Genomic DNA, 20,481 nt, shown 5'->3' with positions numbered 1-20,481 from the left:
TTAAACCGAGTTATAAATGGCAAAAAAGAGGTTAAAGATGTTTCGTCGTTATTGGAGTGTGACCAAGCCGGGTATCATTATGGGTAATTTTATCAGTGTAGCGGGTGGTTTTTTACTCGCTTCACGTGGTGATATTGATCCATGGTTGATGATCGCAACGTTATTAGGTTTATCTTTTGTGATTGCTTCTGGGTGCGTCATTAATAATGTGATTGATAGAGATATTGATATCAAAATGGCGCGCACACGTACGCGAGTGACGGTAACTGGCGAAATGTCTGCATTGACAGCTTTATGCCACGGTGTTGTATTAGGGATCATTGGTTTTGGTTTATTGATTACTTATACGACGTCGGCTGCTGTATTTTTTGCTGTATTTGGTTACGTTATTTATGTCGGTGTATATAGCCTATATATGAAACGTAACTCTATTTATGGCACATTTATCGGTAGTTTATCCGGCGCGGTACCACCTGTGGTCGGCTATTGTGCAGTAACAGGGCGCTTTGATATGGAGGCGTTGATATTATTAGTGATGTTTAGTTTATGGCAAATGCCACATTCTTATGCGATCGCTATTTTTCGCTTTAAAGATTATCAAGCGGCTAATATTCCAGTGCTACCAGTAGCTAAGGGGATTGATAAAGCAAAACGCCATATTGTGCTTTATATTGCCATCTATGCGTTAGTAGTCATGCTATTGCCTATTGGTGGCTATACTGGCGCGGCCTTTATGGCGGTTGCTTGTACGACTAGTTTTTGGTGGTTGCTAATGGCATTGCGCGGTTATCGCCGTGATATTGATGTGGTTGGTTGGGCTCGACAAGTGTTTGGTTTTTCTATTGTTAATATTACGGCATTGAGTATTGCGATGGCGATGGATTATCAAATGATTGCTCCGCAATTCGCACTATTGAATTGAATTGAATTAAATTAAAGGAGGTTTTGATAGTGCTAGCTAGTCGTTACTTTTGCTGGTAATTAACACTCCTAGTAATTGAATTATTGGCTATTAATATCATCCGCAACTAATATCATTCATGACTAAATTGATTGATAGCTATGGTTATTAAAACTTGGATTCAAATAGTAAAGCTTAAACAGGCAAACTAAAAAAGGCGTTAAGTTAATACTTAACGCCTTTTTGTTTTTATTCAACCTTTTTTGTATTTATTCAACTTGGTTGAGCAGGCTTTTAATCTTGGTTATGTTCACTATTTTTTCATCTACTTTTAAATAAGCAATTGCTTCAGTAAATACCACCGTTGCTTCAATGACACCGGGCATATTAATTAATTGCTCTGCTACTTCTCCTGCTTGTTTTTCATTTTCAACATTAATGGTAAAGCTTAAGTTTTTAGATTTTTTAAGTGGGCTCATTCCTAAACTAATGATTAACCATATACAGCAGATCACTGCCATCACTAAGAAAATAGATTGTTCACCAAAACTGCTAGCAATGGCTCCTCCTAGTACGCCGCCGCTAAAAGCACCTAAAAATTGGCTACTAGAATAGATACCCATTACACTGCCTTTCACACCAGCTGGGGCAAGGCGCGATAATATAGAAGGCATTGTTGCTTCTAAATAGTTAAATGCAGTGAAAAACATGATCACTGTGATCACTAGGCCGGTAAAACTTGTTGGCAAGTACCAAAGTAGAAATAGCGCGAGGGTAAGTAATAAAACCGACGCGGATAACATTTGTTTTTCTTTTTGCTTTTTAATCGCAAAAATCATAAATGGCACCATCAAAAAGAATGAGCCAATTAATGTGGGCAAGTACAATTGCCAATGATCTTCAAGCAGTAAACCACTTTCAACGAACTGTTTAGGTAATGTAATAAAACAAGCGGTCATTGCCATGTGAAGCGCAAATACACCAAAATTTAAGCGTGATAATTGTGGGTGGCGAATTAAATTTTTGAGTTGAGCTGGTAAAGCAACACTATCACCACGTGGGGCTTTATTGACAGAATGAGGCACTAGAAATTGAATTAATAACATTGCAAAAATAGTTAACAGTGCAATAAACCAGAATAGCCCGCTTAACCCAAAGGCCTCTGCCACAATAGGGCCTATTATCATCGCAATAGTAAATGATAAACCAATAAACATGCCAATGGTTGCCATCACTTTAGGGCGTTGTTCTTCACGGCTTAAATCTGCGGCTAATGCCAAAATAGCACTCGCAATTGCACCGGTTCCCTGTAATGCTCGGCCCAATACTACACCATAGATAGTGTCTGACATGGCAGCCACAATACTACCTAATAGAAAAATTAATAAACCAATCAAAATAATGGGTTTACGGCCATATTTATCAGATAAAATACCCATGGGAATCTGTAACATAGCTTGAGTCAAGCCATAAGCACCTATCGCTAATCCGATCCAGATTGGGCTATAGCCTATTAACTGTTCGCCATAAATAGCAAAAACAGGCAGGATCATAAATAAACCCAACATACGCAGACCAAAAACAGCAGCTAAAGAAAAAGCCGCTTTTTTTTCAATACTATTTAAACCGTTAGAACTCATAAAATATCTTAATGTTGTCTATACCCTAGATGGGCGAAGTGTTACAGAGGATGTGATGATTATTTTATCACGCTATTAAGAGGACACAACCCGCAAAGCTAAGTAATACCGATTTCGCTAAAAGCTGAAAAATCTTGCTAGTTAAGATGCGCACTTCTGTGTTAGACATTTTGTAAAGGAAAAATCATTTAACGCAATTACTTAATGGAATGAATGGTATAAAATCTTCGACACTAGATATTCGAATTATTTATTGTTAGTGATAAGCTAATTCTTATTACTTGAATTCAAGATCGTAAATAATCTAAAGGAAGGGATAAATGCCAATTCGTAAATATAACGACGATGATTTTGAAGCATTACAGAATATTTATAATATCGCTAGACCCGATGAGTTTTATGCAGAGCAGGGGTGTTTCAACTTTATACCTTTAGCGGATGATGAATATATTATGTTCATGTTAGGTGAATCAGAAGTGTTTGTTTATGAACAAGGCGGTATATTTGGTTTTTGTGGTTTTACCGGAAATCGTATCAATTGGCTTTTTGTCGACCCTAGCCGTAGAGGTTATGGCGTAGGCTATAAACTACTACAATATGTTTTAAATAAACTAGAAAAAGGGGCCACATTGTCGGTGTGGAAATCAAATCAACGCGCGCAATCGCTGTATAAAAAGCTTGGTTTTCGTATAGATGATGAATTTCAAGTCGGCTTTCAAGGCCATAAAATAATGGTGAATACCATGGTTTACCCTTAAACGAATCGTGCGATACCGCCTGTATTGGTTATTCGTATCCAAGCATAGGTGATCACTTAATCTGCTAACATAGACTTATAATACAAATGATAACAGGCGAAACCGTGATGGATTTAATAATAGAAATAGGAACTATTGATGATGTGTTACTCGTTAACGCTTTTACTCCTGAGTTTGGACAACGCCATACGCAGCAATCAATCTCTGCTAGATTAAATGCAAAAAACTCGCTCATTTTAGTGGCAAAAATAAAGGGGATTGCCGTTGCTTACAAAATTGGCTATGCGCTATCGAAGAATGCATTTTATAGTTGGTTAGGTGCTGTAGCTCCCTCATATCGTCGACAAGGCATTGCCAATCAATTACGGGTTTATCAAGAGCAATGGGCAGTCAACGCGGGGTATAGTTGCATCAATGTCAAGTCCATGAATCGTTACCCTACGATGTTACAGTTGTTAATTAATAGTGGTTACCAGATCCATGGATATCAAGCGAATGAAGATGATAAATATGGCGAAAATGGTAAAATTTTATTTATAAAAAAGTTGATATGATATTTAAGTCAACGGGGTGGTAACAGCTATATACCTTGAAGTATCATGTGGTTGTATTGTGCAGATAAGATCACATTTTTTACATTAAACTTTAAACAATAAAAATTAAAATATATCGTTGTTGTTTGCAGATTGAATATTGCTTTAAAAACAGCACTCAGAGTCAGTTAATAAGGATTTAATATGCAATCAACATCTAGTCAATCGCAAGGGTTATTGCTTTTTAGGTTGTCTCAGCTTCAAAATTTTGCGCTAGGCACCTTAAAAATAAAAGAACTTGTTCCTTATATGCCACTTACTCAATTACCTAATGCTGATGCCAATATATTAGGTGTGGCTAGTATTCGAGGACGAACGCTACCTATTATCGATATGGCCGCTGCGGTAGGTTACCCGGCGATGAGCGAAGCTGAAAAAAAACAAGCAACCATCATTATCACCGACTGTAGCCGCATGCATATTGGATTTTTGGTGCGAAAAATAGAGCGTATTGTCGAATGTAATTGGAAAAATATTGAGCCACCACCTAATTCATTAGGGCATAAAACCTATATTACCGGTATTACTCGTTTTGAAAATCAGCTTATTCAGCTATTGGATGTAGAATTATTGCTGGCTGAGCTGTTCCCAGATAATGATCAAAAAGCGGTGGAAATCACTGGTGTACAAAAAGGGCTATTGCAGAATTCTCACATTTTATTAGTTGATGACTCTTCCGTTGCACGTCGTCAATTAGAAAGTGCATTGACCAAAATTGATGTACCCTTTAAAGTTTGTAAAAATGGTAATGATGCCTTTGCCGTCATGAAGGAATGTGCTGCAAAAGGCAACCCCATTGATATATTGGTCAGTGATATTGAGATGCCAGGTTTAGACGGCTATGAATTAACCTTTGAAGTACGAAGTGAGTCTGCCATTGCTGATACGTATGTAATTCTACATAGTTCGCTTTCTAGTGCAATGAGTGTGGACCGTGCAACTCAAGTTGGTGCAGATCAAGCCTTAGCTAAGTTTGATGCAAAAGAACTGGTTAATGCGATGTTGATAGGCGCTAAAAAGAATCAATAGTAAGTCGCTGAAGTGACCGTTTATTAGGAGCTGACTGTATTAATTACTATGTGACTCTCGCCTGGAAATGGAAATGATTAACATACGGGCAATTGTTTCATAAGTACTTTATTAGGAATAACAAACAGTGAATAAAATTATTGTACCGGTGTTAACGGCGTCACTCATTCATCAATGTGACCAACAATCTAGCGCAGCCTTAAATGAAACAAAAGTAAGCAATACTGAATTAAGTACCAAAGAAATAAACACTGTCGAATTACAGGTAACTGAGCAAGCAAGTTCGGTTAAAGGTCGTTACAAAACTGGATCTTCGTTCTTTAATGATATGGCCTATTCAGTGGAAGATTATAATGGCTTGTTTATTACCGATAGAATAGAGGCGCATAATTTCCGTCATCGCATTAGTCAACCGGGTTACATTAGTTCATGGCATGTCGCTGGTGACCCTACATTAATCATTATCCGTTCAGGCACATTACGTATTACCTTACGTAGTGGAGAATACCGTGATTTTAGCGCTGGAGACCTGTTCGTCGCCGAGGATCGTTTACAAATTAATGAAGCATTCGATGACCTCGTTCATGGCCATCGTGCGGAATTAATTGGTGATCAAACGCTAATGGCCGTTCATATCAAACTCGCTTCTATATAACAGCACCCGTAATTAAACCCATATAATATTAAAAATAAGACCATGAAAATGGAATAAGCCAACATGTTTAAGATTAAACGATTAAGGGTAAATAATAAGAGGTTATAGATGTCAAAAATAGCATTAATTACGGGTGCAAGCAGAGGTATTGGCGCTGCCACCGCAATAAATTTAGCGGCTAAAGGTTATGACATTTGCATTAACTATAAATCAAACGACGTTGCTGCAAATAAAGTGTTGTATGAAATACAGCAATTAGGTAGAAAGTGTATTGCTGTAAAAGCAGATATTTCTGATGAAGATGACGTTGTTCGTTTATTTAAAATCATAGATGAAAAGTTAGGACGATTATCGGTACTGGTAAATAACGCGGGCATTCTATTACCTCAAAGCCGTGTTGAAGATTTAACCGCTGAGCGTATCAATACAATATTAACCACTAATATTACTAGTTACTTTTTATGTTGCCGTGAAGCCATTAAGCGGATGTCTACTAAACACGCAGGAAAAGGGGGCGCTATTGTCAATGTATCTTCTGCAGCCGCACGTTTAGGAGGAGCAAATGAATATATTGATTACGCAGCGTCAAAAGGAGCGATAGATACATTAACGACGGGGTTATCCATCGAAGTGGCTAATCAAGGTATTCGCGTTAATGGTGTCAGGCCAGGATTTATTGAAACTAGTATGCACGCAGATGGTGGTGAACCAGATAGAATAAACAGAGTCAAAAGCAGCATACCTTTGGGACGTGGCGGCCAACCTGCTGAAGTCGCTTCGGCTATTGCTTATTTGTTAAGTGATGAAGCTTCTTATATTACCGGCTCATTTTTAGAGTTAGCGGGTGGTAAATAGTAATGCTTTTCTGAGCCAGTCGCTAATGAAGTTGTTGTTCAAGTTGCCTATCAAGCAAAGGTCCAACACCCCCTCAAAAAAAACCAAGGGTAAATGATGAGTCGAGTAACCAATAATACAAACAATGATGCGATCACTGCTGATGATGTTTTATCATTTTGGTTTGAGCAAATTGAGCCGTCAAAGTGGTGGGTTAAAGATCTGCAATTAGACGTGCAAATTAAACAACGATTCTTAACTATACATCAGCGAGCAAAGCAGTGTGAATTATTCGATTGGCGACATTCTGCGAAAGGACGTTTAGCTGAAATCATCATCTTAGATCAGTTTTCTCGGAATATGTTTCGAGATAGTGCTGATGCTTTCTCATCAGATCCCTTAGCGTTGGTATTAGCGCAAGAAGCGATTGCATTAGGTGTAGAAAATGAGTTAACAGCCGTTGAGCGTTGTTTTTTGTTTATGCCCTTCATGCACAGCGAATCTTTAAAAATTCATGATGTTGCCATCACATTATTTGAGGGCAATGGCATTCAATACAATCTTGATTTTGAAATACTACACCGCGATATCATTGCTAAGTTTGGACGTTATCCGCATAGAAATTCAATTTTACAGCGACAATCTACAGCTGAAGAAATAGTCTTTTTAACACAACCTAATTCATCTTTTTAATTGCTAGATTGCTAGCTGTTATATAGCTGAAGCATCATTATTAGTACTTAATACTTCGCACATCATATTTTACGCGAGTCTAGTATTTTACAATTATCAATAGGCTATTTATATGCACATTCATTGTTACCTTCTAAAACCTTTATCTCATCGCTTCAATGATCGCCTCAATCGTTGGTACTTGAGTTTCTTTAAAGTATTGCTTTGTGGTTTTTTAGTGCTGAGTTTCAACGCCAGTGCTGCGCAACCCGTTAACGAGGCTGCAATAAAACTTATTATGGGTAACTTTTCACAAGGCGACCTTAAGGGGTGGGAAGAGAAAATTTTTTCAGGTAATACTAACTACGTACTTGTTGTTGAAGAGGGTGGAGATAATGGCATCACTCAGGAAAAACTTAAAAAGAGATTAAGAGCAAGCAGTGATAATAGTGCTTCAGGACTCTTTAAAGAGCAACGTATTGATTTGCACAAAACACCTTACCTGCATTGGTCTTGGAAAACAGAACATTTATATTCTGGTTTGAATGAACTTAAAAAAGCAGGGGATGACTTTGTAGCACGTATCTATATCGTTATAGATGGTGGTATGTTTATGTGGAAAACAAAAGCCCTAAATTATGTTTGGTCGTCCGCTTTTAAGCACGAGCAATTTTGGCCTAATCCTTACACTTCCAATGCGACTATGTTTGCCGTTGAGTCAGGCCCTAACAATCTAGGTAAATGGATGAACTATAAACGTAATGTGCGTGACGATTTAAAAACTACTTTAGGAAAAGAGGTACGTTATATCGATGCAATTGCAGTGATGACTGACAGCGACAGTTCAGGGCAAAAGGCGATCACTTATTATGGAGATATCTACTTTACTGCGCAGTAACAGCGATTATTGCTAGACAATATTGAGAGACAGTATTGCTGTCGTTACCGTGAGCGTACTTTAAAGTGTAAAAGGCTGATGTTAAAAGAAGTTAGTCATTTAAAAAAGCTGTTTAATAAACGAGATGACGACTGAACAGGAGTACATTTTATGATCTTTAAAAAGTATATTAAAAAATATAAGTACTTTAAATTTAAAAAGTTAAGTGTTCAATGGTGGCTACTGATTTCGTTGATGTTTGGCATGACAGCTTGTTCAACTAAAATAGCTTATAACAATCTAGATTGGATAGCCTCTTGGTATATAGACGACTATGTTACGTTAACTAATACACAAGAAAAACAACTTGATAACAGCGTTGAATCTTTGCTGTTGTGGCATCGCACGAGTGAACTACAAAACTACGTGGTGCAAATTAAATATATCAAGATTGACCTTAAGAATGGCATAAAACCTTCGACCATCAAACAGTACATTACTTCTTTAAAACAATTTGTAGATGTGATGCTCCTTAAGGCTGAGCCTGAGATAATGCAATTGGCTTATTCATTATCAGATAAACAAGTCACTGAGTTTTTGTCTGAAATAGAACAGCAAAATATTAATAAAATAGAAAAACATAACAATAGTAATGAACAAGAGCGCTTAACTAATCGTTTCGATCGTATAGAAGGGCAAGTCACCTCATTTACAGGGGCGATCACTGAGCCACAAAAGGTACTACTGAGTGAATTAAATCAGTCATTATTATCTGCTTTTTATCTACGTATTCAGTTTCGTCGGGAGTGGGCAAATTTAATCGCCTCGGCTTATCAAGTTCGCGGCCAGGCTAATGGTGATAGCGACAGTCAACGTTTGGCATTTGAACAAGCATTAAGGCCGGCTCTCATGGATTCGAATAGTATTCGTTCCGAGGCTTATTTAGCTGTATTCGAGCATAATCAGACAGTATGGGCTGACTTTCTTAGTCAATTAATTGCTTCATTAAATACAAAGCAGTTAAGCAGTGTACAATCAAAACTGGATGATACTATTGCAGATTTAGAGGCGTTATATTAAGCCTTATTAATTAGCTTTTACATTTTTTGTATTAGGTAGTAAGCAATGTTTTTTTATTTTTAGTCTTTTATTGAATGGGGTATATTGATGGTTTGTTGGCCATGTTTGTTAACATTAGAAGGGGATGACGAGCTTATTTATTTAGCTGATGAATCCGAGTTTATTAACGAATGCCAAGAGTTAATTGTGAGTGATGATGACGCTGTCGTTGATTCAAACGGAATGACCTACTTGATCAAGGCAGTGGAGAGTGATCTGCAGTTGGTGAAAACTGAACGTGTTTTTTCTACGCAAGAAGTGACACAATTAATACGAGATCATGAATTTAGTAAAGCAAATGTTTGCCTGACTAAAATTGAATTTATCAATATACCTAGTGCGATTCAATCTTTGGTTTATTCTGCATAAGGTAACAAAATCGACACAATATAAGTTGATACTGTAAGGTAGTAATGCAACACAGCAACACAATATAAAAACCTTGAGAGCTGATGTTATGCAGTAATATTACAATGCAGAGCAGCAATAAGCGCAATAAAAACGACAAAATATAAATAATGATTGATGGTGATAGAAAATAGACGAGTGAATTTTTAATAGTGGAGCAATAAAATGAAATTGATTGTAGGAACGGGTTCAACATGGTCACTAAGAGTGTGGATATGTTTACAGCTAATTAAAGTAGAAGCATCTGAGCAAGTGATTGATTTAAGCTGTACTGATCACCAAGCAAAAATTTTAGAGTATTCACCAAGTGGACTTGTACCTGCCTATATTGATGGCAACATTGTGATTAATGATTCGCTAGCAATTATTGAGCACCTAAATGAACATTCACATGGTGCGCTTTACCCTATTAGTGTTAAACAGCGAGCCTGTGCACGAAGTTTATGTGCAGAAATGCATGCTGGTTTTACCTTATTACGCGAACAGTTGCCTTTCATGTTAAAACCTATAAAAACACCGGTAATATTGAATGAACAAATTCACCAAGAGTTAGCCCGTGTGGAGACTATTTTTGAAAGTGCGACCTTGCCTTATATGTTTGAGCTTGCCGGTGCAGTCGATGCCTTTTATGCCATTTTAGCATTTCGTCTTAATAGCTATGGGATTACATTGCCAGGTAAAGCAGGAGAGTATCAGCAAAGCCTTTTAGAGTGGGATTTATTAAAAAATGCTATTAAACAAGCTGAACATTGGGAAAGTATGTGTGCAATTAGTTAACGGGTTTATCGACGTTATATAGGCAGTTAAATAAACGGGCAGAGAAAGTTAACATTTAACTTCGATTATAACTTCATTGCTTACGGGCTTGCACCTATAATAAAAAGGCTAACTCACGATAAGTGAATTAGCCTTTTTAATGCTGATATCACGCTATTTGTTTGTTAGGACCGAGCGCGTTTTTTTAACCATCTTCAGAATTAAAACAAAGAATAAAGGTGCAAAATAAATCACTAAGCAGGTTGCTGCAATCATACCACCAAGCACTGAAGTACCAATCGCATTACGGGCATTTGCACCAGCTCCGGTACTGATCACTAAGGGTAAAACACCTAAACCAAATGCTAATGATGTCATAATGATCGGACGTAAACGCATTTCACAAGCTTTGACTGTAGCATCAATTAAGTTCATTCCTTTTTCATATAACTCTTTGGCAAACTCGACAATCAAAATGGCATTTTTAGCAGTTAATCCGATGGTGGTCAGTACGCCTACTTGGAAATAAACATCGTTTTCAAGACCTCGTACCATAACAGCTGCTAACGCACCCATAATACCTAACGGTACAACTAAAATGATCGCGATTGGAATACTCCAACTTTCATAAAGCGCTGCCAAACAAAGAAATACCATCAATAGCGAAATACCATACAAAATAGGTGCTTGGTTACCTGCTTCTAACTCTTGATATGACATACCTGTCCAACTAACTTGTACATCACTAGAAAGCTCTGCTGCTATTTTATCAACTTCAGCCATTGCATCACCGGTGCTATAGCCTGGTGCTGCTTCACCTAATATTTCGACTGCAGAGTTACCATTAAAACGTGATAATTGCGGGGATCCTGTTCCCCAATGCGAGGAACTGAAAGCTGACAATGGCACCATTTCACCTTTATCATTACGGATAAACCAAAGATTCATGTCTTCTGGTGTCATACGATATTCAGCATCTGCCTGTATATAAACCTTTTTAGATCGACCTCTGTCTATAAAGTCATTTACATAAGAAGAACCCCACGCAATAGATAATGAGTTATTAATATCATCAATATCGAGACCTAATACTTTGGCTTTTTCATAATCAATATCGAGGTAAAATTGTGCCGTATCTTCTAAACCATTTGGTCTTGAATTTTGTATCAATGGGCTTTGTGCTATTTTTTCCAATAGTTGGTTACGTACTTCAATGAGTTTTTCATGACCAATACTACCCACATCCTGAAGATAAAAGTCAAAACCAGTCGCTTGCCCTAACTCTCTAATAGCAGGGCTACTAAAAGCAAATACAGATGCTTTTTTATAACCTGAAAAATGCTTCATCGTACGTGCAATAATAGCGTCTGCATCCGTACCTGGTGCAGTTCTTTCTCCCCAGTCTTTTAAACCAACAAACGCCATGCCGGCATTTTGGCCCGTTCCAGAAAAGTTGAAACCTGCAACGGTAAAAACAGAAGTGACTAGATCTGGCTCATTTACTTTAAAGTATTCTTGTACTTCGGTCATGACGGCATTAGTTTCTCTTAACGTTGAGCCCGTTGGCGAAGACACCATGACCATAAATGAACCTTGGTCTTCATTAGGCAAAAAAGAGCTTGGTAATGAGTTGTATAAGTAAACAGTACCGCCGAACAATAGGAAATAGATTAAAGAAAAACGAATCGGACGCAATAATAAGTGTTTAATAGATGTGTTATATTTTCCTAATAATTTGTCAAATAAACGGTTAAATATTTCGAATACTTTAAGGTTTTTTTCTTTATCAACCGGTTTTAGCAAAGTCGCACACAGTACCGGTGTTAATACTAAAGCCACTAATACTGATAATCCCATTGCAGATACAATAGTCAGAGAGAATTGTTTATAGATAACACCCGTAGAGCCTGACATGAAGGCCATGGGAATAAAGACCACCATCAATACCATAGTAATACCGACTAACGCGCTGGTAATTTGTCCCATTGATTTTTTGGTTGCTTCAAATGGGGACAGTTTTTCTTCATGCATGATTCGTTCGACATTTTCGACAACAACAATCGCATCATCAACCAACAAGCCAATGGCTAACACTAACCCAAACATGGTTAAGGTGTTGATAGAGAAGCCCAATACCGACATGATGGCAAACGTACCCAGTAATACAACAGGTACCGCAATGGTTGGGATTAACGTTGCGCGAAAATTTTGTAAAAATAACAGCATGACTAAAAACACTAATACGATTGCTTCTATTAATGTTGTGACTACTTCACTAATAGAGATTCGAATAAAGGCATTGGTATCGACTGCTTTCGCAATCTCTAAACCGGTAGGAAATGACTCAGATAATTGTGCTAATTTTTCATCTACTCCTGCTTGCGTATCTAATGAATTTGCACCTGAAGCAAGTGTTATTGCTATACCTGAAGTTGCGTAGCCATTAAAAGTAGGGATAACACTCGAACTTTCACTTGCAAGTTCAACACGAGCAACATCTTGAAGCCGGACCTGAGAACCATCTGAATTAACTTTAAGGTAAATATTTTTAAATTCATCTACCGTTGTTAATAAACTTTGTGCTGTGATAGTGGCATTAATTAATTGTGACTCTGTTGAAGGTGTGCCGCCTAATTGTCCTACAGTGACTTGGCTATTTTGTGCTGATACTGCAGTAGAAATATCTACTGGTGTTAAGTTATAACTATTTAATTTAGCTGGATCTAACCAAATTCGCATGGCGTAAGATGGACCAAAAACAGTCACACTACCCACACCATTTACACGGCTAATAATGTCTTTAATGTTTGAGTTTGCATAATCTTGAATGTCTCCTGCACTCATCGAACCATCTTCTGAATATAAGGTAGTCACAGAGATAAAACCAGACGTACTTTTAGTGACAGATGTACCTGCATTTTGTACTGCAGTAGGTAAGCGACTGCTGACTTTTTGTAAGCTATTTGATACTTGCACCTGTGCAGTATCGGGGTCGGTATCTGCACTAAAAGTTAATGTTATTTTTGCGCTACCAGAAGAGTCACTGGTTGATGACATGTAGAGTAAATTATCTAGCCCTGTCATACTTTGTTCAATAACCTGGGTCACAGTATCTTCAATGGTTTTAGCTGATGCACCCGTGTAGCTTGCCGAAATAGATATTGCTGGTGGTGCAATAGTAGGGTATTGCGCTACGGGTAATGTCAAAATAGAGGCTATACCCGCCATCATAACAACAATGGCAAGCACCCAAGCAAAAATAGGTCTGTGAATAAAAAAGTTAGACATGTAATTAATCCTGATCTTTTGATTGATTGTCAGTTTTTGTTGTTGCAGTGTTAGAGGCATTATCAACAATGACTGTTAAGCCGTTTTTAACTTTAGCTAAATTGTTAATGACGACATTATCACCTGCTTTTAATCCCTCTTTAACAACCCATCCGTTATCTACTTCATTACCCAATACGATAGATTTTTTTACAATTTGATTGTTATCATCAACAATAAATACCGAAGGTAGTCCTGACTGGCTTCTTACAACAGTTGATTGTTTTACAATAAGGTAGTCACGCGCTTCTGGCATTGAAATTTTAGCTCTAACATACATTCCAGCTAACAGGGCATTATCTGGATTTGCAATAATTGCACGTAAAGCGACTGTGCCCGTTGAACCATTAGTTTGAGTATCTGTAAATTCTAAGTGGCCAGTTTGATCATAAATAGTGCCATCTTCTAGCGTGATAGAAACAGGGACAGTTGGGTTTTTAGTCGTAGCATTTTTAAATTCTTGTTGTATTTTATAAAAAGCAACTGCAGATTGTTGCATATCAATATAGACATTATCAGTTTGAATAACAGTGGTAATGTAGTCTGATTGGCCTGATGTTAATAGTGACCCTTCTGACACTTGAGAGAAGCCTGCATTACCTGATATAGGTGCTTTAATTTTGGTGTAAGATAATTCTATATTTGCGTAATCTAACGTTGCTTGGCGAACTGCTACTTCAGCTTTGGCCTCTAGGTATGCGGCTTCTGCAGAATCAAATAATTGTTGGCTACTTAGTTTTTTCTTTAATAGCTGGGCATAACGTGCCATTTCTTTTTTTGCATTTCTTTCACTGCTTAAAGCTTTTTTTAGTTCAGCATTAGCACTGTTAACGGTTGATTGATAAGTCGTTGGGTCTATTTGAAAAAGGACATCTCCCTTTTCTACATAGCTGCCTTCTTTGTATAAGCGGCTTTCTATTATACCAGTGATTTGTGGCCTTACTTCAGCTTCCTTAAAAGCGGTAATCCGCCCTGGTAATTCGGTAGTTAAGCGTAATGTGGAATAGGTTAACGTTGAAGTATCAACGTGGATACTCTGCACCGGCCTTTTATTAGTCTCAGTTTGGTCACTACACCCCAATAAACCCAAGGGTAGGATTAATAAAAATAAAGAGTATTTAACTTCGCGAGTAAAAAACATAGATCAACCTTAAATGACAAATTTAGTATCAATAGATACGGATTTTTCAATAATCTCATAGTGAGGGTTAAGAGGAAGTTAAGGTTTAATTGAGGAAGATATTTAGTTGCAATGATGGTTGTTATTTTGACGACTATTGTCGTTTTTGTTGTGCTGTTGTAGATTATCTTTAAAGCATTTACTTAATAAGTTCGGAGCAAGCTGCTCTTTATCGATTAGCTTATCTCAAGCTGAGGTTATTTAATAAGTGCGAAGTAGCTTTCCTACTTATTAAGTAACCGTTAAATAATGGTTACTTAGTGAATTTCATAAATTTCATTTTAATCTGGTTCTGAAAACTGCTAACAATGCGAAAAGAGTCTTTTAAATGCTGTCGTTCAAAACTGCCAAATAAATTCGGCTTTAATAGGTTATCAATGGTTTGATTATTCTCTATTGCTTGCTGTTGGTGTCGATACCTCAAATGGCAAACGTATTGGTAGGTGCCTTTCAAATCTTGATAAGTCACTTTATTGAGAATTTTTTCTTGATATAACCATTTGATACGTTCATTAGTATTGATATAGCGACAATTATTCATGATGGCATAAATACGCACGACGTCAGAGATACAACTGATCGCTGCTTTTTTGATGTTTAAAACACGATTATTATGGCCGTCTTTCTCCAACACTAAGTTCTGAAAAATACCTAGTGGAGGACGAGTTCTCAGTGCATTTTTAACCAAAGCCAAGGATAATTGAAAATTATTACTGATCTGCTGCTGACGATATTCATTGATACCATCAAACAAATTTTTATCCCCGTAAATATGGCGAATTTCAATAAACACATTTAGGTTAAGCAGTGAATCATACTCTGGTTTATCACTCCATTTCCGATAATACTCTTTCCAGACTTTGCTATTTTGGCACCATTTGGGTGTTGCTGCCATAAATCTACCGGTACATAAAGTGTAACCAAGGTTAGATAACCCTTTACAGATATACATAGCCAGATGATTAAAATACATACGGTCAGCTCGCGTTGCATCCTCAGCTAGAATAATTGCGTTATCTTGATCTGAAGCTAAATGAACTTCATTACGAGCATGTGAACCGGCGACCATCCAAGAAAAAGCGCAGGGTGGTTTACCAAAGGCTTCAATCGCTAATTCAATTAAGCGATGGGTAAAAGCATCATAAATAGTCGTTAGTGTTTGTCCGACTAAACTAGGTGACGAAGTACTTTCCATTATTTCTTGGAAGGCCTCATTACGTTGCTCCGACAACTCAATTAAATGCGTAATAGAATGCGCATGGCGAATTTTATCGACTAAGTAAATACCTTGAACACCACTGTTTTGGATTAAATCTTTGGGGGTAATATAGCCAATCACTTGATGCTTATTATCCACCACGGGAATGTGTTGAATATTGTATTTAGTCATCAAGCGTATTGCTTCCATCACCAACTCATTACCAAAAATAGTATAAGGGTTGACGGTCATTACAGTACTAATTGGTTTATTTATATCAACGCAATCAGCGACAACACGGTGGGTGATGTCTTTATCGGTGACCACACCAATTAATGTGTTGTCTTTGGCAATAATAAACGCACAGGAAACACCTACCGCATCGCGCATTTGATTGGCAACACTTTGTATGCTGTCATCGGCTGATACCAAGGCCATTTTAGAGGTCATTAAATCAGCGCAGGCTCGCATATATTGATGTGACGATTGACGTGACTTATTGGGATCGGTGATGCTGGCTTTTAAACGGATTTTTAAGCTTAAATTCAACTGTGACTTAATGTCAGGATAAGCTTCAATTTGTTTCATCAACACACGGTAATTGAATTGATAGAGTAAGGTCTCTTCAATAGCAGTCGTTGAATAGGTTTGTTTAGCATCATCGGGCTGCAGGTTAAATCCAAAAATATCATCATTACTTAGTTTTGAACGTAGCGAACCATCTGGATTATTTTGTTTAATAACACCATTTTTAATAATATAAAGGTACGATTTTTCAAGATCTTGGTTTAGTATTTCTCCTCCATCAAGCACAATAATATCAACGGCTTCAGCAACCTCTTTGAGTGTATTCCTTGGAAGTTCACTGAAGGTAGGGATGGTCTGCAGAAAAGACAAAATGTTGGGAAGTACTTGATTATCCATATTAACCATGCTTTTTGTATTGAATGTTGATCGTTGTGTTGACCGAGAAATTAAACCTATTCTTAAATTGTACTTATAGGGTAGTCTACGTTTTTGATCGGTGAATTGAAAGTCGCATATTATTTGTACTTACTCGATAAAATCAGCTTTAATTGTTAACTGTGAACGATAATAGATATAGATAAATTAACAGCCCTAATGCCTTGTCGGAGCCGCTTTGATTAATCAAATATAGATAGAATATTTTTTATTTGAACATGTTAAAGTAAACCAACAATCAAGGCGTTATTACCAATCCTAATGGGCGTACTATCTTTTAGTCAGTATAGATGAGTACGCTAGCATTGTTTTATGTAAGTAATCAAACAACTAATAAAGAGAGTTTATGAAGCTAGAAATGATATGCACTGGTGAAGAAGTATTAGCAGGACAGATTGTCGATACTAATGCTGCCTGGTTAGGTAATCAATTGATGGAACATGGTTTTGAAATGCATCGTCGTACCACAGTTGGTGATCGTTTAACGGATTTAGTGGATGTGTTTAAAGAGCGAAGTGTTTGTGCTGATATCATTTTAGTTAATGGCGGGTTGGGGCCGACGGCGGATGACCTATCTTCTCTGGCAATGGCTAATGCAATGGGGGTTGAATTAGAAGAAAGTGCGGAGTGGCGTGCAACATTAACGCAATGGGCAAAAGGGCGTAATATCACCTTAACTGCTAGTAACTTAAAACAAGCTTTATTGCCTAAAGGCGCGCTAGTGGTTGATAACCCAGTGGGCAGTGCTTGCGGGTTTAGAGTCAAATTAAATCAAGCTTGGTTCTTTTTTACACCAGGTGTCCCCCATGAATACAAAACAATGGTCTTAGAGCAGTTTATCCCCTTTGTAAAATCCCAAGCAGGAAAACAGAGTAAAGTTGAAGTGACTAAACTGTTGAGTATTGGTATCGGTGAATCTGACATGGCTGAACGTTTAGAAAAACTATCTTGGCCAACGGGGATTACACTTGGTTACCGCTCTTATACCCCTTATTTAGAATTAAAATTGATTGCCCGTGATGTTAGTAAAGAGCAGCAAGCGTTAGCAATATCGCAAGCAGAAACTTTGTTAGGCGATGCGATTGTTGCTCGAAATAAAGATACGTTAGCGGCAGAAGTGCATCGGCTTTTGAGTGAAGGTGATAGCACCTTAGCCATTGCTGAATCCCTAACAGGTGGTGAAATTTGTAGTCAATTAGTTGCTTTTTCAGGTAGCTCTCATTACCTTAAACAAGGTGTTGTTAGTTATTGTAATGAAGCAAAAATAGGTTTGCTTAATGTACAAGCAAAAGATATTGCTGAGCAATCTGAAGTGTCATTAATTTGTGCTGCACAGATGGCTGTCGGCGTAGCTTGCGCTAATTCTAATATTACAACGCCTGACTTTGCGATCGCGACTACCGGTATTGCTGGCCCTAGTGGTGGAACAGAACATCGTCCAGTTGGCACCGTAGTAATAGCCGTTAAAGCGAAACATAAAATTTATTGTCAAAGTATCAGTATTAGTTCAACCCGTAGTCGAGATTATATACGTGACTTAAGTGTTGCTATTGCTTTTGATATGTTACGCAGAGCTATTTTAGAGTTATCACCGATTGCGGATTATAGTTATATTAAACGGACTGACTCTGCGGTTTATAATTTGCGAGATCTATTAAATTAACCTAAAGACTATGATTAACTCAAAAGGAGTTATTTAATGAAAATTAAAAGACTTATTAGTATCGCTTCATTCACTTTGGCTATGCTATTTAGTTCATTGTCTTATGCAGAACCGGTGTGGATTGATGTCCGTACCTTAGTGGAAAATCAACGTGACAATATTGCGGGAGACTTACGTATTTCGCATTCTAATATTGTTAGAGAAGTGATTAAAATGTTTCCCGATAGAGAAACAGTTTTCTATTTTTATGATAAAACAGGGGGAAGGTCGGATATTGCCATTTCAGCGTTAAAACTAGAAGGGTATAAAAATTTACACAATGCTGGCAGTATTGAGGAAGCGCGAAAACAAAGAGGGATCTCAAAGTAGAGTGCGAATGGAGACACTTGCGAAAAGTCAAGATACACAATCAACCTTAAATACAAAGCATCGATATTGGTTGCTGAATTACCTCGATGATCTTGCCTTTACAAGATTGTCTCTTCATTACCCTAGCATTAATCAAGATACACGTCATTAGAGTATAAATAAGCCATATTAATACATAATTAGAAAATAGTTATGCTGAGGAATTGAAGATGTTTGAAATTGTTATTACCCTATTAACTTGCATCATGTTGTGCGTGACACTGGTCCCTTTATTGCCGAGTAATCATTGGTTATCGAGAGTCTGGGAGTTTCCGCGCGTACAAATTGCCGTCCTCACGGTGAGTCTTGCTATTGCCAGCTTCTTCCTTTCTTCTCCTAGCATGGCAATCGTTCTGGTTAGTATTAACGGCTTGTTATCTGTGTATCAAATCGCTTGGATTTTCCCTTATACAAGGCTATATCCAATACAAGTAAAAAAGGCTGTCGCACCGTATCAACAATCAATAAAAATAATGACCAGTAATGTACTGATGACCAATCATTCTGCTGATAAGTTAATTAAGTTAATTCGGTTACATCAACCTGATGTAGTGGTGACCTTGGAAACAGATCAATGGTGGGAAGATGCATTACAACCCATCCATAGCGAATATCCACATCGCGTTAATAGCCCACTAGATAATTTATACGGTATGCACCTTTACAGTAAGTTTGTATTAGAGGACGTACAATTGTTAGACCTTATCGAGGAAGGGATCCCTTCAATACACTGTTATTTAGTATTAAAGAATAATATTAAAGTTAAATGTCATTTTCTACATCCTGCGCCGCCAAGTCCAACGGAGAATACAACTTCAACGCCGAGAGATCAGGAGCTATTGGTAATTGCAAAGCAAGTTGCAGGACAAACGGAGCCTATTATAGTGACAGGTGATTTAAACGATGTTGCTTGGTCGCCAACTACGCGTGCTTTTAGGCGTATTAGTGGACTTAAGGATCCAAGGATGGGCAGAGGCATGTTTAATACGTTTCATGCCAGTTATCCTATTATGCGCTGGCCTCTAGATCATATCTTTCATAGTGAGCATTTTGAGTTGGGCACAATTCAAAGAATGCCGTCTATCGATTCAGATCACTTTCCTTTACTTAGTGAGTTAGTTTACGTTAACAAATAATTAGTCCAATTCTGCTAAATAGCTGATGAGTTTTATTGCTTAAAATACATCACTTCTGTGTTAGACATTTTGCAAAGAGAACAACTATTTGACGCAATTTCAGCCTTAAATTGATGCATATTTACTTGCCAATAATTGATCATATATTTAATGACATTAATGGTATTACTACGGCGTTGTTAGATTCAACTACTGGTGTAAGACATTATTCGATAATGTAACTTGTTGATTATCTATTTTCGTAACTACTCAGCACTCATTAAAACTGAGTGCTTTTTACCAAAATAAAAACGTAAATGCTCAGGGCTAAGCTATTTATGCTTAGTTCAAGGCGAAAAAGCGCAGTTTAGTGGTTTAAATGAGC

At 37.5% G+C, this 20,481-nt stretch carries 18 protein-coding genes; 14 read left to right on the top strand and 4 right to left on the bottom strand.

Translation table 11 applies throughout. The features are described from left to right. The first annotated feature begins 37 nt into the window (after positions 1-37). Positions 38-922, top strand: coding sequence for a heme o synthase (gene cyoE / locus H5084_RS13015; RefSeq protein ID WP_182690740.1), 885 nt, complete (start codon positions 38-40; stop codon positions 920-922). A gap of 248 nt (positions 923-1,170) precedes the next feature. Here cyoE and H5084_RS13010 read toward each other — a convergent pair whose 3' ends face one another. Continuing rightward, positions 1,171-2,541: an MFS transporter gene (locus H5084_RS13010; protein WP_028870272.1), complete on the bottom strand. Its 1,371-nt coding sequence runs from the start codon at positions 2,539-2,541 to the stop codon at positions 1,171-1,173. 320 nt (positions 2,542-2,861) lie between these two features. Here H5084_RS13010 and H5084_RS13005 point away from each other — a divergent pair, with 320 nt between their 5' ends. The 10 genes from H5084_RS13005 to H5084_RS12960 all read left to right on the top strand — a co-directional run bounded on the left by H5084_RS13005 (position 2,862) and on the right by H5084_RS12960 (position 10,263). Next, complete coding sequence (locus tag H5084_RS13005) at positions 2,862-3,299, top strand: GNAT family N-acetyltransferase (RefSeq protein ID WP_051369280.1); 438 nt, start codon at positions 2,862-2,864, stop codon at positions 3,297-3,299. Between the two features lie 107 nt (positions 3,300-3,406). Next, positions 3,407-3,853 carry a GNAT family N-acetyltransferase gene (locus H5084_RS13000; protein ID WP_028870273.1) on the top strand — a complete coding sequence of 149 codons (447 nt, stop codon included), beginning with the start codon at positions 3,407-3,409 and terminating at the stop codon, positions 3,851-3,853. Positions 3,854-4,036: 183 nt separating this feature from the next. Next, positions 4,037-4,921, top strand: coding sequence for a chemotaxis protein (locus H5084_RS12995; protein WP_028870274.1), 885 nt, complete (start codon positions 4,037-4,039; stop codon positions 4,919-4,921). Between the two features lie 127 nt (positions 4,922-5,048). Further along, positions 5,049-5,576 carry a hypothetical protein gene (locus tag H5084_RS12990; protein ID WP_220485960.1) on the top strand — a complete coding sequence of 176 codons (528 nt, stop codon included), beginning with the start codon at positions 5,049-5,051 and terminating at the stop codon, positions 5,574-5,576. A gap of 108 nt (positions 5,577-5,684) precedes the next feature. After that, positions 5,685-6,431 carry an SDR family oxidoreductase gene (locus tag H5084_RS12985; protein ID WP_028870275.1) on the top strand — a complete coding sequence of 249 codons (747 nt, stop codon included), beginning with the start codon at positions 5,685-5,687 and terminating at the stop codon, positions 6,429-6,431. Between the two features lie 96 nt (positions 6,432-6,527). After that, on the top strand, positions 6,528-7,103 hold the full coding sequence (locus H5084_RS12980; protein WP_211235696.1) for a DUF924 family protein: 576 nt from the start codon (positions 6,528-6,530) through the stop codon (positions 7,101-7,103). Positions 7,104-7,215: 112 nt separating this feature from the next. Further along, positions 7,216-7,980, top strand: a complete 765-nt coding sequence (locus H5084_RS12975; protein WP_084296346.1) for a DUF3047 domain-containing protein — start codon at positions 7,216-7,218, stop codon at positions 7,978-7,980. Positions 7,981-8,130: 150 nt separating this feature from the next. Further along, the gene (locus H5084_RS12970; RefSeq protein ID WP_182690739.1) at positions 8,131-9,039 is read left to right on the top strand and encodes a DUF6279 family lipoprotein; all 909 of its coding nucleotides are present in this window, start codon (positions 8,131-8,133) and stop codon (positions 9,037-9,039) included. A gap of 87 nt (positions 9,040-9,126) precedes the next feature. Beyond that, on the top strand, positions 9,127-9,447 hold the full coding sequence (locus H5084_RS12965; RefSeq protein ID WP_182690738.1) for a DUF4144 domain-containing protein: 321 nt from the start codon (positions 9,127-9,129) through the stop codon (positions 9,445-9,447). Between the two features lie 204 nt (positions 9,448-9,651). Continuing rightward, positions 9,652-10,263 (top strand): glutathione S-transferase N-terminal domain-containing protein, encoded by a 612-nt coding sequence (locus H5084_RS12960; RefSeq protein WP_028870280.1) that lies wholly within the window; start codon positions 9,652-9,654, stop codon positions 10,261-10,263. Positions 10,264-10,416: 153 nt separating this feature from the next. Here H5084_RS12960 and H5084_RS12955 read toward each other — a convergent pair whose 3' ends face one another. The 3 genes from H5084_RS12955 to H5084_RS12945 form a co-directional block, all read right to left on the bottom strand. After that, entirely contained in the window at positions 10,417-13,530 is a 3,114-nt protein-coding gene (locus H5084_RS12955) for an efflux RND transporter permease subunit (protein WP_182690737.1), read from the bottom strand. A 4-nt stretch (positions 13,531-13,534) separates the two neighbouring features. Then, positions 13,535-14,710, bottom strand: coding sequence for an efflux RND transporter periplasmic adaptor subunit (locus tag H5084_RS12950; RefSeq protein ID WP_182690736.1), 1,176 nt, complete (start codon positions 14,708-14,710; stop codon positions 13,535-13,537). A gap of 292 nt (positions 14,711-15,002) precedes the next feature. Next, on the bottom strand, positions 15,003-16,871 hold the full coding sequence (locus tag H5084_RS12945) for a DUF294 nucleotidyltransferase-like domain-containing protein (RefSeq protein ID WP_182690735.1): 1,869 nt from the start codon (positions 16,869-16,871) through the stop codon (positions 15,003-15,005). A 385-nt stretch (positions 16,872-17,256) separates the two neighbouring features. Here H5084_RS12945 and H5084_RS12940 point away from each other — a divergent pair, with 385 nt between their 5' ends. The 3 genes from H5084_RS12940 to H5084_RS12930 all read left to right on the top strand — a co-directional run bounded on the left by H5084_RS12940 (position 17,257) and on the right by H5084_RS12930 (position 20,117). After that, a complete protein-coding gene (locus H5084_RS12940) occupies positions 17,257-18,573 on the top strand; it encodes a CinA family nicotinamide mononucleotide deamidase-related protein (protein WP_028870284.1) in 1,317 nt (438 codons plus the stop codon). A gap of 36 nt (positions 18,574-18,609) precedes the next feature. Further along, positions 18,610-18,942, top strand: coding sequence for a hypothetical protein (locus H5084_RS12935; protein ID WP_028870285.1), 333 nt, complete (start codon positions 18,610-18,612; stop codon positions 18,940-18,942). A 209-nt stretch (positions 18,943-19,151) separates the two neighbouring features. Beyond that, entirely contained in the window at positions 19,152-20,117 is a 966-nt protein-coding gene (locus tag H5084_RS12930; protein ID WP_182690734.1) for an endonuclease/exonuclease/phosphatase family protein, read from the top strand. The last annotated feature ends 364 nt before the right edge of the window (positions 20,118-20,481 follow it).

The sequence above is a fragment of the Psychromonas sp. SR45-3 genome (genome assembly GCF_014163575.1).
GTDB classification, from domain to species: Bacteria; Pseudomonadota; Gammaproteobacteria; order Enterobacterales; family Psychromonadaceae; genus Psychromonas; species Psychromonas arctica.
This window is presented reverse-complemented; position numbering and strand designations above follow the sequence as displayed.

Bases quoted from the DNA above. Each gene is read 5' to 3' on its own strand.
- H5084_RS12945 (WP_182690735.1), bottom strand. From the start codon at position 16,871: ATGGATAATCAAGTACTTCCCAACATTTTGTCTTTTCTGCAGACCATC.
- H5084_RS12930 (WP_182690734.1), top strand. From the start codon at position 19,152: ATGTTTGAAATTGTTATTACCCTATTAACTTGCATCATGTTGTGCGTG.
- H5084_RS12950 (WP_182690736.1), bottom strand. From the start codon at position 14,710: ATGTTTTTTACTCGCGAAGTTAAATACTCTTTATTTTTATTAATCCTA.
- H5084_RS12940 (WP_028870284.1), top strand. From the start codon at position 17,257: ATGAAGCTAGAAATGATATGCACTGGTGAAGAAGTATTAGCAGGACAG.
- H5084_RS13000 (WP_028870273.1), top strand. From the start codon at position 3,407: ATGGATTTAATAATAGAAATAGGAACTATTGATGATGTGTTACTCGTT.
- H5084_RS12960 (WP_028870280.1), top strand. From the start codon at position 9,652: ATGAAATTGATTGTAGGAACGGGTTCAACATGGTCACTAAGAGTGTGG.
- H5084_RS12975 (WP_084296346.1), top strand. From the start codon at position 7,216: ATGCACATTCATTGTTACCTTCTAAAACCTTTATCTCATCGCTTCAAT.
- H5084_RS12955 (WP_182690737.1), bottom strand. From the start codon at position 13,530: ATGTCTAACTTTTTTATTCACAGACCTATTTTTGCTTGGGTGCTTGCC.
- H5084_RS13005 (WP_051369280.1), top strand. From the start codon at position 2,862: ATGCCAATTCGTAAATATAACGACGATGATTTTGAAGCATTACAGAAT.
- H5084_RS13010 (WP_028870272.1), bottom strand. From the start codon at position 2,541: ATGAGTTCTAACGGTTTAAATAGTATTGAAAAAAAAGCGGCTTTTTCT.
- H5084_RS12965 (WP_182690738.1), top strand. From the start codon at position 9,127: ATGGTTTGTTGGCCATGTTTGTTAACATTAGAAGGGGATGACGAGCTT.
- H5084_RS12995 (WP_028870274.1), top strand. From the start codon at position 4,037: ATGCAATCAACATCTAGTCAATCGCAAGGGTTATTGCTTTTTAGGTTG.
- H5084_RS12970 (WP_182690739.1), top strand. From the start codon at position 8,131: ATGATCTTTAAAAAGTATATTAAAAAATATAAGTACTTTAAATTTAAA.
- H5084_RS12935 (WP_028870285.1), top strand. From the start codon at position 18,610: ATGAAAATTAAAAGACTTATTAGTATCGCTTCATTCACTTTGGCTATG.
- H5084_RS12980 (WP_211235696.1), top strand. From the start codon at position 6,528: ATGAGTCGAGTAACCAATAATACAAACAATGATGCGATCACTGCTGAT.
- H5084_RS12985 (WP_028870275.1), top strand. From the start codon at position 5,685: ATGTCAAAAATAGCATTAATTACGGGTGCAAGCAGAGGTATTGGCGCT.
- cyoE (WP_182690740.1), top strand. From the start codon at position 38: ATGTTTCGTCGTTATTGGAGTGTGACCAAGCCGGGTATCATTATGGGT.